Annotated in this window: 11 protein-coding genes; 8 read left to right on the forward strand and 3 right to left on the reverse strand. The window is 74.1% G+C overall.

Annotated elements, in window-relative coordinates; translation table 11 throughout:
- The first annotated feature begins 32 nt into the window (after window positions 1-32).
- Window positions 33-1,085: an ABC transporter substrate-binding protein gene (locus ACH4PY_RS09195; protein ID WP_398177910.1), complete on the forward strand. Its 1,053-nt coding sequence runs from the start codon at window positions 33-35 to the stop codon at window positions 1,083-1,085.
- Here the strand turns inward: ACH4PY_RS09195 and ACH4PY_RS09200 are convergent.
- Window positions 1,069-1,989: a sucrase ferredoxin gene (locus ACH4PY_RS09200; RefSeq protein WP_398177912.1), complete on the reverse strand. Its 921-nt coding sequence runs from the start codon at window positions 1,987-1,989 to the stop codon at window positions 1,069-1,071. The genes ACH4PY_RS09195 and ACH4PY_RS09200 overlap by 17 nt on opposite strands.
- 86 nt (window positions 1,990-2,075) lie before the next feature.
- Window positions 2,076-4,523: a DNA topoisomerase (ATP-hydrolyzing) subunit A gene (locus ACH4PY_RS09205; protein WP_398177915.1), complete on the reverse strand. Its 2,448-nt coding sequence runs from the start codon at window positions 4,521-4,523 to the stop codon at window positions 2,076-2,078.
- Between the two features lie 246 nt (window positions 4,524-4,769).
- On the opposite strand from ACH4PY_RS09205, the gene ACH4PY_RS09210 reads away from it, so the two are divergent.
- The 3 genes from ACH4PY_RS09210 to ACH4PY_RS09220 all read left to right on the forward strand — a co-directional run bounded on the left by ACH4PY_RS09210 (window position 4,770) and on the right by ACH4PY_RS09220 (window position 8,416).
- Entirely contained in the window at window positions 4,770-6,158 is a 1,389-nt protein-coding gene (locus ACH4PY_RS09210; RefSeq protein WP_398177918.1) for a M16 family metallopeptidase, read from the forward strand.
- Window positions 6,159-6,175: 17 nt separating this feature from the next.
- Window positions 6,176-7,540: a M16 family metallopeptidase gene (locus tag ACH4PY_RS09215; protein ID WP_398179266.1), complete on the forward strand. Its 1,365-nt coding sequence runs from the start codon at window positions 6,176-6,178 to the stop codon at window positions 7,538-7,540.
- A 201-nt stretch (window positions 7,541-7,741) separates the two neighbouring features.
- Entirely contained in the window at window positions 7,742-8,416 is a 675-nt protein-coding gene (locus tag ACH4PY_RS09220; protein ID WP_398177920.1) for a GntR family transcriptional regulator, read from the forward strand.
- 197 nt (window positions 8,417-8,613) lie between these two features.
- On the opposite strand, the gene ACH4PY_RS09225 is transcribed toward ACH4PY_RS09220, so the two are convergent.
- Window positions 8,614-8,895, reverse strand: coding sequence for an HPr family phosphocarrier protein (locus ACH4PY_RS09225; protein WP_398177923.1), 282 nt, complete (start codon window positions 8,893-8,895; stop codon window positions 8,614-8,616).
- 152 nt (window positions 8,896-9,047) lie between these two features.
- On the opposite strand from ACH4PY_RS09225, the gene ACH4PY_RS09230 reads away from it, so the two are divergent.
- The 4 genes from ACH4PY_RS09230 (at window position 9,048) to ACH4PY_RS09245 (ending at window position 14,451) form a co-directional block, all read left to right on the forward strand.
- Window positions 9,048-11,891, forward strand: a complete 2,844-nt coding sequence (locus ACH4PY_RS09230; RefSeq protein ID WP_398177926.1) for a GNAT family N-acetyltransferase — start codon at window positions 9,048-9,050, stop codon at window positions 11,889-11,891.
- A gap of 85 nt (window positions 11,892-11,976) precedes the next feature.
- Complete coding sequence (locus ACH4PY_RS09235) at window positions 11,977-12,561, forward strand: DUF5998 family protein (RefSeq protein WP_398177929.1); 585 nt, start codon at window positions 11,977-11,979, stop codon at window positions 12,559-12,561.
- Complete coding sequence (locus ACH4PY_RS09240) at window positions 12,561-13,745, forward strand: alkaline phosphatase family protein (RefSeq protein ID WP_398177931.1); 1,185 nt, start codon at window positions 12,561-12,563, stop codon at window positions 13,743-13,745. Before ACH4PY_RS09235 ends, ACH4PY_RS09240 begins: the two co-directional genes overlap by 1 nt.
- Window positions 13,746-13,803: 58 nt before the next feature.
- Entirely contained in the window at window positions 13,804-14,451 is a 648-nt protein-coding gene (locus ACH4PY_RS09245) for a thymidine kinase (RefSeq protein WP_398177934.1), read from the forward strand.
- Window positions 14,452-14,489: the final 38 nt, after the last annotated feature.

Below are 14,489 nucleotides of genomic sequence, written 5' to 3' on the forward strand. Positions count from 1 at the left end.
CCGCCCCACCACCTCACAAGGACGTGACCCCCATGCGCACCCGCAGAGCCCTCCCCGCGCTCGCCGTCACCGCGGCCCTCGCCCTGACCACGCTGACCGCCTGCGCCGACGACTCCTCCGGCAAGGCCGGTTCCTCCGGCGGCTCCGGCGGCGGCGGAACCAAGGTCAAGATCATGGTCGGCGGCCTGGACAAGGTCATCTACATGCCGGCGATGCTGTCCCAGCAGCTCGGTTACTTCCGTGCGGAGGGCCTGGACGTGACCCTCATGACCGAGCCCGCCGGTGTCGACGCGACCACCGCGCTGGTGTCCGGTGACGTCCAGGGCGCGGTCGGCTTCTACGACCACACGCTGGACCTCCAGACGAAGAAGAAGTACGTGGAGTCGGTGGTGCAGTTCGCCCAGGCGCCCGGCGAGGTGGAGGTCGTGTCGGACAAGGCCGCCGCCGACATCACCTCCGCCAAGGACTTCAAGGGCAAGAAGCTCGGCGTCACGGGTCTCGGCTCCTCCACCGACTTCCTCACCAAGTACCTGGCTGTCAGCAACGGCGTCCAGGTCAGCGACTTCACACCGGTCGCGGCCGGCGCCGGCCAGACGTTCATCGCCGCCATGCAGCAGGGCGCGATCCAGGGCGGTATGACGACCGACCCGACCGTCGCGCAGATCCTGGACAAGGGCATCGGCAAGGTGCTCTACGACATGCGCACCCCGGAGGGCTCGCGGCAGGCACTCGGCGGTCTCTACCCGTCCTCCAGCCTCTACATGAACACCGACTGGGTCAACGGCCACAAGGACACCGTCCAGAAGCTGGCCAACGCCTTCGTCAAGACCCTGGGCTGGATGTCCACCCACACGCCCGAGGAGATCGCCGCCAAGATGCCGGCGGACTACGCGCAGGGCGGTGCGCAGCTCTACGCGGCCTCGATCAAGGCGACGCTGCCGATGTTCACCACCGACGGGGTCATGCCGCCCGACGGCCCGGCGACCGTGGAGCGCGTGCTGAAGGCCTTCAACCCCAACCTGAAGAACGCCACGGTGGACCTGGCGAAGACCTACACCACGGAGTTCGTCACGAAGGCCCGCTGACGGCTGCCACCCGGTCCGCGGTGAACGCGGCAGGGGTGCCGAGCGCGCCGCCGCAGCTCTCCGGGCGCGGCGGCTGCCCGGCCGTCCGGGAGACGCCGACGTCCCAGGCCCGGCCGTCGGTGTGCGCCACCCGGACCGTCCAGCCGTCGGGCCCGTCCGGGGCGGCGCCCGACACCGTCAGCGCGTCCTCCCGGTCCTCGCCGGTCAGGGCGCGTACGGCGAGGTCGGCGGCCTGCCCGGGGCGGTCCCAGAAGGAGCGGCCGCGGCAGCCGTCGAGGGTGATCCGCCCGGCGTGCGCCGCCGTCAGCACCTCCTTTGCGAGCCGCGCGTCGACCCGCCCGTACGCGTAGCCGTAGGGCAGCACCAGCACGGTGGGGGAGAAGCGGTGGCCGCCCAGGTGGGTGGCCTCCCAGATGCCGGGGCCCTCGGCCGCGGCCAGCGCGGTGACGAGCGGGCGGCCCTGCACCGCGCAGCAGCGGTCGCGCCTGCCGTTGGTGCACACCAGCGCCAGCGGCGGACCGGTGTACGCCTTGCCGAAGCCCCCGTGCGTGCCCGCGCCCAGCGCGGTGAGGTCCAGCGCCGTCAGCTCCGCGGGATCCGCGACGGAGCCGGTGCGCACCCATGAGCTGCCCGGCGCGGTGTGCGCGAGGAACACCCGGTGCGCGGCCGGGGTGTGCCGGTCGGCGTGCCGCCCGGGGCGGCGGATCAGCGCGACGCGCACGCCCGTGCCGTCGGCGAGGTGTTCCAGCTCGCGGCCCACGGCGGGGTCGAGCCGGCTGGACGTGAGGGCCTTGTTCCCCCACGGGCCCGGCTGCTCGACCAGCAGCCAGGTGGTCGCGACGGCCGCGGTCGCCGCGACGGACTCGCCCAGCTCCGCCGACGCGGACGTGCACGTAACTGTCACCGGGGGAGCCTAACCCGCAGCTCCGCGGCAACGGCGCGGAGCCCCCGCCCCCGCGGAGGACGGGCCCGGCGCCGGGCCCGTCCGCCTCACACCGGTCCGGCCACCACCGTCACCGGCTTGGCCAGCGGCACGCCCGAGCCGTCCCGGCGCGGGTCCTTCGGCGGCAGCTCGGCCGGTGCGCCCGTCGCGGTGGCGGCGCGGGCCGGAGTGGGGCCCGCCCAGGCCAGCAGCAGCCCGTCCTCGCCCCGCAGGAAGCGCTGGCAGCGCACCCCGCCCGTCGCCCGGCCCTTGCGCGGGAACTGCTCGAAGGGGGTGAGCTTCGCGGTGCCCTCGCCCGCGCCGTCCAGCGTGCCCTCGGAGCGGGCCACGGTGAGGACCACCGCGTCGACCGCCGGGTCCACCGCGGTGAAGGAGATCACCTTGGCGCCCTCCGCGAGCTTGATGCCCGCCATGCCGCCGGCCGGCCGGCCCTGCGGGCGCACCTGGCCCGCGGGGTAGCGCAGCAGCTGGGCGTCGTCGGTGATGAAGACCAGGTCCTCCTCGCCGGTGCGCAGCTCGACCGCGCCGACCACCGTGTCCCCGTCCCTGAGGCCGATGACCTCCAGGTCGTCCTTGTTGGCCGGGTAGTCCGGCACGACGCGCTTGACCACGCCCTGCTCCGTGCCGAGCGCGAGGCCCGGCGACGACTCGTCCAGCGTGGTCAGGCACAGCACCCGCTCGTCGTCCTCCAGCGAGACGAACTCGGCGAGCGGCGCGCCCCCGGCCAGCGTCAGCGGCCCGGTGGACTCCGGCAGCACCGGCAGGTCGATGACCGTCAGCCGCAGCAGCCGGCCGTGCGTGGTCACCGCCCCGATGTCGGCGCGGGCGGTGGTGGGCACCGCCGAGACGATCACGTCGTGCTTGGCGCGTTTGCCGCCGCCCCCGTCCCCGGCCGCGTCCGCCGTGGTGCGGGCCAGCAGCCCGGTGGAGGACAGCAGCACCCGGCACGGGTCGTCGGCGACCTCCAGCGGCACCGCGGCGACGGGCGCGCCGCCGGACTCCAGCAGCAGCGTGCGGCGCTCGGTGCCGTACTGCTTGGCCACCGCCGCCAGCTCGGCGGACACCAGCTTGCGCAGCTCCGCGTCGGACTCCAGGATCCGCGTCAGCTCGGCGATCTCCGCGTTCAGCCGGTCGCGTTCGGCCTCCAGCTCGATCCGGTCGAAGCGGGTCAGCCGGCGCAGCGGGGTGTCCAGGATGTACTGCGTCTGGATCTCCGACAGGCCGAAGCGCTCCATCAGGCGCTCCTTGGCCTGTGCGGCGTTCTCGCTGGCCCGGATGATCGCGATGACCTCGTCGATGTCGACGAGCGCCACCAGCAGGCCGTCCACCAGGTGCAGCCGGTCGCGGCGCTTGGTGCGGCGGAACTCGCTGCGCCGGCGCACCACCTCGAAGCGGTGGTCGACGTAGACCTGGAGCAGCTCGCGCAGGCCCAGGGTGAGCGGCTGGCCGTCGACGAGCGCCACGTTGTTGATGCCGAAGGAGTCCTCCATCGGCGTGAGCTTGTAGAGCTGCTCCAGCACGGCCTCGGGGTTGAAGCCGTTCTTGATCTCGATGACCAGCCGCAGGCCGTGCTCGCGGTCGGTGAGGTCCTTGACGTCGGCGATGCCCTGGAGCTTCTTCGCGCCGACCATGTCCTTGATCTTGGCGATGACCTTCTCGGGGCCGACGTTGAACGGCAGTTCGGTGACGACCAGGCCCTTGCGGCGCGCCGTGACGTCCTCGACGGTGACCGTCGCGCGGATGCGGAAGGTGCCGCGGCCGGTCTCGTACGCGTCGCGGATCCCGTCCAGGCCGATGATCCGGCCGCCGGTCGGCAGGTCGGGGCCCGGGACGTGGCGCATCAGCGCGTCCAGGTCGGCGTTGGGGTAGCGGATCAGGTGCCGGGCCGCGGCGACGATCTCGCCGAGGTTGTGCGGCGGCATGTTGGTGGCCATGCCGACCGCGATCCCGGACGAGCCGTTGACCAGCAGGTTCGGATACGCGGCCGGCAGGACCGCGGGCTCCTGCTCCTGGCCGTCGTAGTTGGGCGAGAAGTCGACGGTGTCCTCGTCGATCGACTCGACCATCAGCTGCGCCGGGCCGGACATCCGGGCCTCGGTGTAGCGCATGGCGGCCGGCATGTCGTCCAGCGAGCCGAAGTTGCCGTGCCCGTCGACCAGCGGGAGGCGCTGCGAGAAGGGCTGCGCCATCCGCACCATCGCGTCGTAGATGGACGCGTCGCCGTGCGGGTGCAGCTTGCCCATCACCTCGCCGACGACCCGGGCGCACTTGACGAAGCCGCGCTCGGGGCGCAGGCCCATCTCGTTCATCTGGTAGACGATGCGGCGGTGCACCGGCTTCATGCCGTCCCGGGCGTCGGGCAGGGCGCGCGCGTAGATGACCGAGTAGGCGTATTCGAGATACGACGCCTGCATCTCGTCCACGACGTCGATGTCGAGGATCCGCTCCTCGAAACCGTCGTCCGGCGGCGGGGTCTTCGTCGTGCGGCGGGCCATCTCGGCGGCGCTCCTTCGTCTGGTTCCTGCTGCACCGGTGGTTCTGCTGCACCGGACATCTGTTCGGCTGGACCGGGTGAACTGACGCGGACCATTGTGGACCGCGCCGCCGACAACGCCGACCACGGCCCGGCACGAGCGCGTCCGCGACCGGGAACTTCACCGCCCGCGCACTCGCTTGCCTAGAGTGGCAGCACTCTACGCAGTCAGCGGACAGACGCACGCGACCGGAAGGACAGCTTGCCCATGGGTCACACGGCCTCGCCGGAGGCACACTCCAGCGGCCTGACAGCCACCGAGCACCGCCTGGCGAACGGGTTGCGGGTGGTGCTCTCAGAGGACCACCTCACCCCGGTCGCGGCCGTCTGCCTCTGGTACGACGTCGGTTCGCGCCACGAGGTCAAGGGACGCACCGGCCTCGCCCACCTCTTCGAGCACCTGATGTTCCAGGGCTCGGGGAGCGTCAAGGGCAACGGCCACTTCGAACTGGTCCAGGGCGCGGGCGGCTCCCTCAACGGCACCACCAGCTTCGAGCGCACCAACTACTTCGAGACCATGCCCGCCCACCAGCTGGAACTGGCCCTGTGGCTGGAGGCCGACCGGATGGGCAGCCTGCTGACCGCACTGGACCAGGAGAGCCTGGACAACCAGCGGGACGTGGTCAAGAACGAGCGCCGCCAGCGGTACGACAACGTGCCCTACGGCACCGCGTTCGAGCGCCTCACCGCGCTCGCCTACCCCGACGGCCACCCGTACCACCACACCCCGATCGGCTCGATGGCCGACCTGGACGCGGCCTCGCTGGAGGACGCCCAGGCGTTCTTCCGCACGTATTACGCGCCCGGCAACGCGGTGCTCGCGGTCGTCGGCGACATCGACCCGGAGCAGACGCTCGCCTGGGTGGAGAAGTACTTCGGCACCATCCCCGCCCACGACGGCAAGCCGCAGCCGCGCGACGGCTCGCTGCCCGACGTGATGGGCGGTCAGCTGCGCGAGGTCGTCGAGGAGGACGTGCCCTCGCGCGCCCTGATGGCCGCCTACCGGCTGCCCGAGGACGGCACCCGTGCGGGTGACGCCGCCGATCTGGCGCTGACGGTGCTGGGCGGCGGGGAGTCCTCCCGGCTGCACAACCGGCTGGTGCGCCGCGACCGCACCGCCGTGACCGCGGGCTTCGGGCTGCTGCGGCTGGCCGGAGCGCCGTCGCTGGGGTGGCTGGACGTCAAGTCGTCCGGCGGCGCCGAGCTGGCCGCGATCGAGGCCGCGGTCGACGAGGAGCTGGCACGCTTCGCCGCCGAGGGCCCCACGCCCGAGGAGATGGAGCGGGCGCAGGCGCAGCTGGAGCGCGAGTGGCTGGACCGGCTGGCCACCGTCGGCGGCCGGGCCGACGAGCTGTGCCGCTTCGCCGTGCTGTTCGGCGACCCGCAGAAGGCGCTGACCGCGGTGCAACGTGTGCTGGAGGTCACCCCGGAGGAGGTCCGGGCGGTCGCCGCGGCCCGGCTGCGTCCCGACAACCGGGCGGTGCTGCTGTACGAGCCCACCGGCAAGGCGGCGCAGCAGGCCGCCGACGACGACGAGGCCGGGGAGCAGGACGCCGCCGCGGACGCCGGCACGGACCAGGAGGAGGGCGAGCTGTGAGCGACACCACCGCCGTCATGACGTTCCACCCGCAGCCGCAGGCCGGTGCGCCCAAGCCGTGGGCCTTCCCGGCCCCCGAGCGCGGCGCGCTCGGCAACGGGCTGACGCTGCTCACCAGCCACCGCCCCGGCCAGCAGGTCGTCGCGGTCGAGGTGCTGCTCGCGGCGCCGCTGGACGCAGAGCCGGAGGGCCTGGACGGTGTCGCGACCATCATGGCCAGGGCGCTGTCGGAGGGCACCGACGAGCACACCGCCGAGGAGTTCGCGGCCGAGTTGGAGCGCTGCGGCGCCACCCTGGACGCGCACGCCGACCACCCCGGGGTGCGGGTGTCGCTGGAGGTGCCCGCCTCCCGGCTGGACCGGGCGCTGTCGCTGTTGGCCCAGGCGCTGCGCGCGCCGGCCTTCGCCGAGGACGAGATCGAGCGGCTGGTCGCCAACCGGCTCGACGAGATCGAGCACGAGCTGGCCAACCCCGCGCGCCGCGCGGCCATGGAGCTGTCCAAGGAGCTCTTCCCGGCGGAGCTGCGCTGCTCCCGCCCGCGGCTGGGCACCGAGGAGACCGTCCGGCGGATCGACGCGGCGGCGGTGCGCGCCTTCTACACCGCGCACGTCCGGCCCGCGACGGCCACCGCGGTGGTGGTCGGCGACCTGACCGGTATCGACCTGCCCGCGCTGCTCGACGAGACGCTCGGCCGCTGGACGGGCGCGGCCGCGCAGCCGCGCCCGCGCCCGGTGATCACCGCGAACGACGCCGCCCGCGTCGTCATCGTGGACCGGCCCGGCTCGGTGCAGACCCAGATCCTCATCGGCCGCACCGGCCCCGACCGGCACGCCGCGGTGTGGCCGGCCCAGGTCATCGGCACCTACTGCCTGGGCGGCACCCTCACCTCGCGGCTGGACCGGGTGCTGCGCGAGGAGAAGGGCTACACCTACGGCGTGCGGGCCTTCGCGCAGGTGCTGCTGGCCTCCGCGGACGGGACCGGCGCGGCGCTGCTGGCGATCAACGGCTCGGTGGCCACCGAGGTCACCGGGCCCGCGCTGGCGGACGCCTGGCAGGTCGTCCGCACCCTCGCCGAGGGCGGACTGACCGACGACGAGCGGGACGTCGCGGTGCAGAACCTGGTGGGCGTGGCCCCGCTGCGCTACGAGACGGCCGCGGCCGTGGCCGGGACGCTCACCGACCAGGTCGAGCAGCAGCTGCCGGACGACTTCCAGGCGCATCTGTACGAGCGGCTGGCCGCGACCGGCACCGTCGAGGCGACCGCGGCCGTGGTCAGCGCCTTCCCGCTGGACCGCATGGTGGTGATCCTGGTCGGCGACGCCTCCGCCATCGCCGAGCCCGTGCGCGAGCTGGGCATCGGACCGGTGCGCGTCACCAGCTGAGCCCCGCGGGAGACGCGGGCGCCCGCCGCCCGCGCGCCCCCGCGACCGCCGACGGACCCCGGCGCGCCCGTGCGCGCCGGGGTCCGCGCATATGCGCATACCACCGTAATTCCGGGGCCGCATTCCCCTTTCCCGGTGTGCTGGAATAGAGTCGCTGCACAATTCGGGGAAAGGACGTGGTCGGGCGATGCGGAATCGGACGTGAGCGGGTCGGAAGGCACCGCGCGGCGAATCTCTGCCGAGGTGGTGTGTACGGCGATACGCGACGACATCGTCGCCGGCTACTTCCCGCCGGGGAGCCGGCTGACCGAGGAACTGCTCGCACAGCGCTACGGCGTCTCGCGGGTGCCGGTGCGCGAGGCGCTGCGCACCCTGGAGTCCGAGGGCTTCGTCAGGACCCGCAAGCACGCCGGTGCGTCGGTCGCCGAGCCCACCGAGCAGGAGGCCGCCGACCTGCTGGAGATCCGCGGGCTGCTGGAGCCGCTGGGCGCCGCACGGGCGGCGCAGCGGCGCACCGACGCGCATCTGAAGGTGCTGCGCGGACTGGTGCGGCTGGGCCAGGAGCGGGCGGTGCAGGGGCAGGTGTCGGATCTGCCGTCGCTGAGCGGGTGGTTCCACGAGACCCTCGCGCAGGCCTCCGGCAGCCCGACGCTGGCCGCGCTGCTGATCCAGCTGCGGCACAAGATCTCCTGGGTCTACGCCGACGACGGGGCGGGGCGCGCCGCGGAGGCCTGGGAGGAGCACGCGGCGATCGTGGACGCGGTCGCGCGCGGTGACGCCGAGCGGGCCCGCAGGCTCGCCGCGGTCCATCTGGAGCACGCCGCGGCGGTGAGAACCCTGAAACACCGTGTAAACGCGGGGCGCCGCCGCAATTAACAATCGCACCGTATACAAGAGTGCGTGATTATCGTCCGGGGTATCGCCGCGGGCGGTCGCAGAAAAGGCGTGAGGCGGGCGTGAAAAAGCGGGCCCGGCAATCCTGGTGGATTGCGGGACCCGCTGGTTCCGGCGTGCGCGCAATTGCTCGCGCGCGGCGGAAAGCCGTGCGGCGCCACGTCATGGCGCCCGAGGCGTCAGACGGTCTCGGGAAGCTCTTCCAGGCCTTCGGCGACCAGCTTGGCCAGCCGGTCGAGCGCGGCCTCGGCGCCCTCGGCCTCGGAGGCCAGCACGATCTCCTCGCCGCCCTTCGCGCCCAGGCTCAGCACCGCGAGCATCGAGGCGGCGTTGACCGGGCCGCCGCCCTGCCTGGCGATGGTGACCGGCACCCCGGCGGCGGTCGCCGCGCGGACGAAGATGGACGCCGGGCGGGCGTGCAGGCCCTCCGCCCAGCCGACGTTGACGCGGCGCTCAACCATGGTGTTGCCCTTCGGTGTGTGTGTCAGGTCGTGCAAGTTGTCTAGACCATTTTTGCACGACGCGGGCGCAACCCGGGCACCCGGCCGGTGAGCCCAGGGTCCCGCGTGCGCCTGCCGCCCGCCAGATGGCCACGCCGCATACGCTGGAGGCCATGACCGACCCGCAAGGCCCGGAAGAACCGCACGGCGCGCACGGCCCGCGAGACGCCCAGGGCCCGCGGGGAGCAGCGCCCCGGCCGTACCCCGTCCACTGGGAGGCCGACGTGGTGCTGCGGGACGGCGGCATCACCCATGTCCGGCCCATCGGCCCGGACGACGCGGGACGCCTGGTCGACTTCTACGAGAAGGTCTCCGACGAGTCGAAGTACTACCGCTTCTTCGCGCCCTACCCCCGGCTGTCCGACCGTGACGTGCACCGCTTCACGCACCACGACTACGACGACCGCGTGGGCCTGGCCGCCACCGTCGGCGGCGAGTTCATCGCGACCGTCCGCTACGACCGCACCGACGAGCACGGCCGGGCCGTGTCCGGTGCCGCCGGGACCCGGGCCGAGGTCGCCTTCCTGGTCCAGGACGCCCACCAGGGCCGCGGGGTCGCCTCCGCACTGCTGGAGCACATCGCCGCCGTCGCCCGCGAGCGCGGCATCCTGCACTTCACCGCGGACGTCCTGCCCGCCAACAGCAAGATGGTCAAGGTCTTCACCGACGCCGGCTACACCCAGCGGCGCAGCTTCGCCGACGGCGTCGTCCACCTCGACCTCGACCTGGAACCCACCGCCGAGTCCGTGCAGGTCATGCGCTCGCGCGAGCACCGCGCCGAGGCCCGCTCCATGCAGCGGCTGCTGCGCCCGGAGTCCGTCGCCGTGATCGGCGCCGGGCGGCGGCCCGGCGGGGTGGGGCGCACCCTGCTGCGCAACATCGCCGCCGGCGGCTTCACCGGCCGCCTGTACGCCGTCAACCACTCCTTCGCGCCGGACACCGACCTCGACGGGGTGCCCGGATTCCGCTCGGTGCGGGAGATCGCCGCGCGCGGCGAGAGCGTGGACGTCGCGGTGGTCGCGGTGCCCGCCGGGCAGGTGCCGCAGGCCGTCGCCGACTGCGGCGAGGCGGGTGTGCGCGGCCTGGTCGTGGTCGCGGCCGGCTACTCCGAGACCGGGCCCGAGGGCCGCGAGCGGCAGCGCGAACTGGTACGGCTGGTGCGCGGCCACGGCATGCGGCTCATCGGGCCGAACGCCTTCGGGGTGCTCAACACCGCGCCCTCCGTGCGGCTCAACGCCTCGCTCTCGCCGGCCATGCCGCACCAGGGGCGGCTGGGGCTCTTCACGCAGTCCGGGTCGATCGGCATCGCGCTGCTGTCCGGGCTGCACCGGCGCGGCGCCGGACCCTCCACCTTCGTCTCGGCCGGCAACCGCGCGGACGTCTCCGGCAACGACCTGCTCCAGTTCTGGCAGGACGACCCGGACACCGACGCCGTGCTGATGTACCTGGAGTCCTTCGGCAACCCCCGCAAGTTCAGCCGGCTCGCCCGCCGCACGGCCGCCGTCAAGCCCGTCGTGGTCGTCAAGGGCGCCCTGCACAGCGGCTCGGTGCCCGCCGGGCACGCGGTGCCCGTCGCGCGCATCCCCGACAGCACCGTGAGCGCGCTCTTCCGGCAGGCCGGTGTGATCCGCGTCGACACCGTCACCGAACTCCTCGACGCCGGGCTCCTGCTGGCCCTCCAGCCGCTCCCGGCGGGCGACCGGCTGGCGATCCTGGGCAACTCCGAATCCCTCGGCCTGCTCACCTACGACGCCGCGCTCACCGCGGGCCTGCGCCCCTCCATCCCGCTGGACCTCACCACCTCCGCCGCCCCCGCCGACTTCGCCGAGGCCCTGACCCGCGCGCTGGCCGACCCGGCGACCGACGCGGTCGTGGTCACCGCCATCCCGCGGGTCACCGCCGACGCCCTGCCGCCCACCGCCCCGCCGGGCGAGGCCGGGGCCCTGGACGGGGTGCCGGACGAGGGCGACGACCCGGCGCTCGCCGACGCGCTGCGCCGCGCCGCCGCCGGGGACAAGCCGGTCGTCGTGGTGCACCTGGCCCTGGAGACCTTCGCCGAACGCCTCGGCGCACCCGGCGGCGAGGGCGCGCGGCTGCCCGCCTACCGGGCACCGGACCGGGCCGTCGGCTCGCTCGCCGAGGCCGCCCGGTACGCCGTGTGGCGCGCGGGTTCGGCCGACCCGGGACGCGTCCCGGCCTTCGACGACATCCAGGAGGCCGCGGCCGCCGAGGACGTGCGCCGGCTGCTGCCGCCCGGCTCGCCGCCGCAGGGCGTGACCCTGGCCGACGCCGACGCGGCGGCCCTGCTCGCCCGCTACGGCGTCACCGTGCGCCGCGCGCTGCCCGCGCCGGACCCCGACGCGGCCGTCGCCGCCGCCGGGTCGATCGGCTACCCCGTCGCCCTCAAGGCCACCGCCCCGCACCTGCGGCACCGCCCGGACCTCGGCGGTGTCCGCCTGGACCTCGCCGACGAGGGCGACCTGCGGCGCGCGTACGAGGAGCTGACCGCGCGGCTGGGCGGGCCCGCGGAGCTGCGCCCCGTCGTCCAGGCGATGGCGCCGCGCGGAGTGGACACGGTGATCCGGGCCGGGGTGGACCCGGCCGCCGGGGCGGTGCTGTCCTTCGGGCTGGCCGGTCCGCCCTCCGAACTGCTCGGCGACCTCGCGCACCGGCTCGTCCCCGCGACCGACCGGGACGCCGCGGACCTGGTGCGCTCCATCAAGGCCGCGCCGCTGCTCTTCGGCTGGCGCGGCGCCGAACCGGTCGACACCGGCGCGCTGGAGGAGCTGCTGCTGCGGGTGTCGCTGCTGGCCGACGACCTGCCGGAGGTCGTCGCGGTGCGGCTGGACCCGGTGGTCGTCGCCCCGCACGGGCTGACCGTGCTGGCCGCGACCGTACGGCTCGCGCCGCCGCCCGCCCGGACCGACCTCGGCCCGCGGGCCCTGTCGCAGTACTGACGGCCGCCGCGCGGCACGGACCGGCGGCGGGCGCGCGCCGGGCACGCGACACCGCGGGGACCTGCAGGACCCCTAGGATGGACGTATGGCGAAGTCGGGGATCACCACGCAGGGACTGCGGACGGCGATCGAGCGCAGCGGGTACTACCCGGGGCTCGTGTCGGAGGCCGTGGAGGCCGCGGTCGGGCAGGAGCCCGTCACGTCGTACCTGGTGCACCAGGAGACCACGTTCGACGCGAACGAGGTGCGCCGGCATGTGACCGTGCTGGTGCTCACCGCGAGCCGCTTCATCGTCAGCCATACCGACGAGCAGGCCGCCGACGACTCCTCGCCCACGCCCTATGCCACGACGTCGACCGAGTCGGTCAAGATCGGCCGGATCTCCTCCGTCGTGGTCAGCCGGGTGGTGGCCAACCCGGAGGCGTACACCCCGGGCACGCTGCCGCGCGAGGTCGTGCTGACGATCGGCTGGGGCGCCGTCTCCCGGATCGACCTGGAACCGGCCGCGTGCGGGGATCCCAACTGCGAGGCGGACCACGGCTACACCGGCTCCTCCACCGCCGACGACCTGTCCCTGCGGGTCAGCGAGGCGGGCGACGGGCCCGACACCGTACGGCAGGCGCTCGCCTTCGCGCAGGCGCTCTCCGAGGCGACCGCGGCCGCCGCCTGATGGTCCAGCCCCTGCACGACGACGGGCTGCTCGACCCCCGCACCGCCCCCGTACCCGCCTACGGCAGCGCCGCGCTGTGCGACGTCGTCCCGGCCGCGGTCGCGGGGTTCGGCATCGACGGCATGCCGCGCACCGGGCTGCGGCTCGCCCCCGCCGACCGGGTGTGCGTCTTCCTCGTGGACGGGCTCGGCTGGGAGCTGATCACCCGGCACCCGGACGAGGCGCCCTACCTGAACGCGCTGCTGCCCAGTTCGCTGAACGGCACCGGCCGCCCGCTGACGGCCGGTTTCCCCGCCACCACCGCGACCTCGCTGGCCTCCGTCGGCACCGGCCTGCCGCCCGGCCGGCACGGCCTGGCGAGCTACATGACGCTCAACCCGGCGACCGGCGAGCTGATGAACCAGCTGCGCTGGCAGCCCTGGACCGCCCCGGCGGTCTGGCAGCCGCACCCCACCGTCTTCCGGCTCGCCGACGCCGCGGGCATCGCCACCTGCCAGGTGTCCTCGCCCGACTTCGCGCGCACCCCGCTCACCCAGGTCGCGCTGTCCGGCGGCACCTTCCACGGCCGGCTGACCGGCGAGGAGCGGATGGATCTGGCCGCCGACCGGCTCGCCGCCGCGGACCGCACGCTCGTCTACACGTACTACAGCGAGCTGGACGGCATGGGCCACCGGCACGGGGTGGACTCCGACGCCTGGCGCGGCCAGCTGATGACGGTCGACCGGCTGGTGCAGCGGCTCGCCGAGCAGCTGCCGCCGCGCTCGGTGCTCTACGTCACCGCCGACCACGGCATGACCGACATCCCCTTCGACGAGGAGTCGCGCATCGACGTCGACGAGGACTGGGAGCTGCGCGCCGGGGTCGGTCTGCTGGGCGGCGAGGGGCGTGCCCGGCACGTCTACGCGGTGCCGGGCGCGGCCGCCGACGTGCTCGCGGTGTGGCGCGAGGTGCTGGGCGACCGGATGTGGGTCGCGGGCCGCGACGAGGCGGTGGCGGCGGGCTGGTTCGGGCCGCACGTGGAGCCGCGGGTGCTGCCCAGGATCGGCGACGTGGTCGCCGTCGCCCGCGACGACATCGCGATCGTCGCGAGCCGCGGTGAGCCGGGGGAGACGAGGATGACCGGCCTGCACGGCTCGATGGTCCCCGCCGAGCAGCTCGTGCCGCTGCTCGAAGTCCGCACCTGAGCCCTCCCGCGTCCGCGCCCCCTGTCCTGTCCCTCCACCGAAAGGCCGCTGTCCCGCCATGTCCGAGCTGGTTTTCTTCTCCGGAACGATGGACTGCGGCAAGAGCACCCTCGCCCTGCAGATCGTCCACAACCGCGCCTCGCGCGGCCTGCAGGCGGTGATCTTCACCAAGGACGACCGGGCGGGCGAGGGCAAGCTGTCGTCGCGGCTCGGGCTGGTCACCGACGCCGTCGAGGCGGTGGACGGCATGGATCTCTACGCGCACCTGGTCGCCCTGATAAGCCGCGGCGGCCGCGCGGACTTCGTGGTCGTGGACGAGGCGCAGTTCCTGGCGCCGGAGCAGATCGACCAGCTCGCCCGCGCGGTCGACGAGCTGGACGTGGACGTCTACGCCTTCGGTATCGCGACCGACTTCCGCACCCGGCTCTTCCCCGGCTCCCAGCGGCTCATCGAACTCGCCGACCGCATCGAGGCGTTGCAGGTCGAGGCGCTGTGCTGGTGCGGTGCGCGGGCCACGCACAACGCCCGCACGGTCGGCGGGCAGATGGTCGTGGAGGGCGCCCAGGTGGTGGTCGGGGACGTCTCCCAGCAGGACGAGACGGGCTACGAGGTGCTGTGCCGCCGCCACCACCGGCGCCGGATGACCTCCGCGTCGGCGGGCGCCGCGGCCCTGGCGCCCGACGTGCTGCCGGTGCCGGGCGCCTGACGGCCGGTACGCGAAGGGCGCGGGCCCGGGGGACGGCC

Origin of the sequence: Streptomyces sp. NPDC021224, from assembly GCF_044332905.1 — a bacterium.
GTDB lineage: Bacteria > Actinomycetota > Actinomycetes > Streptomycetales > Streptomycetaceae > Actinacidiphila.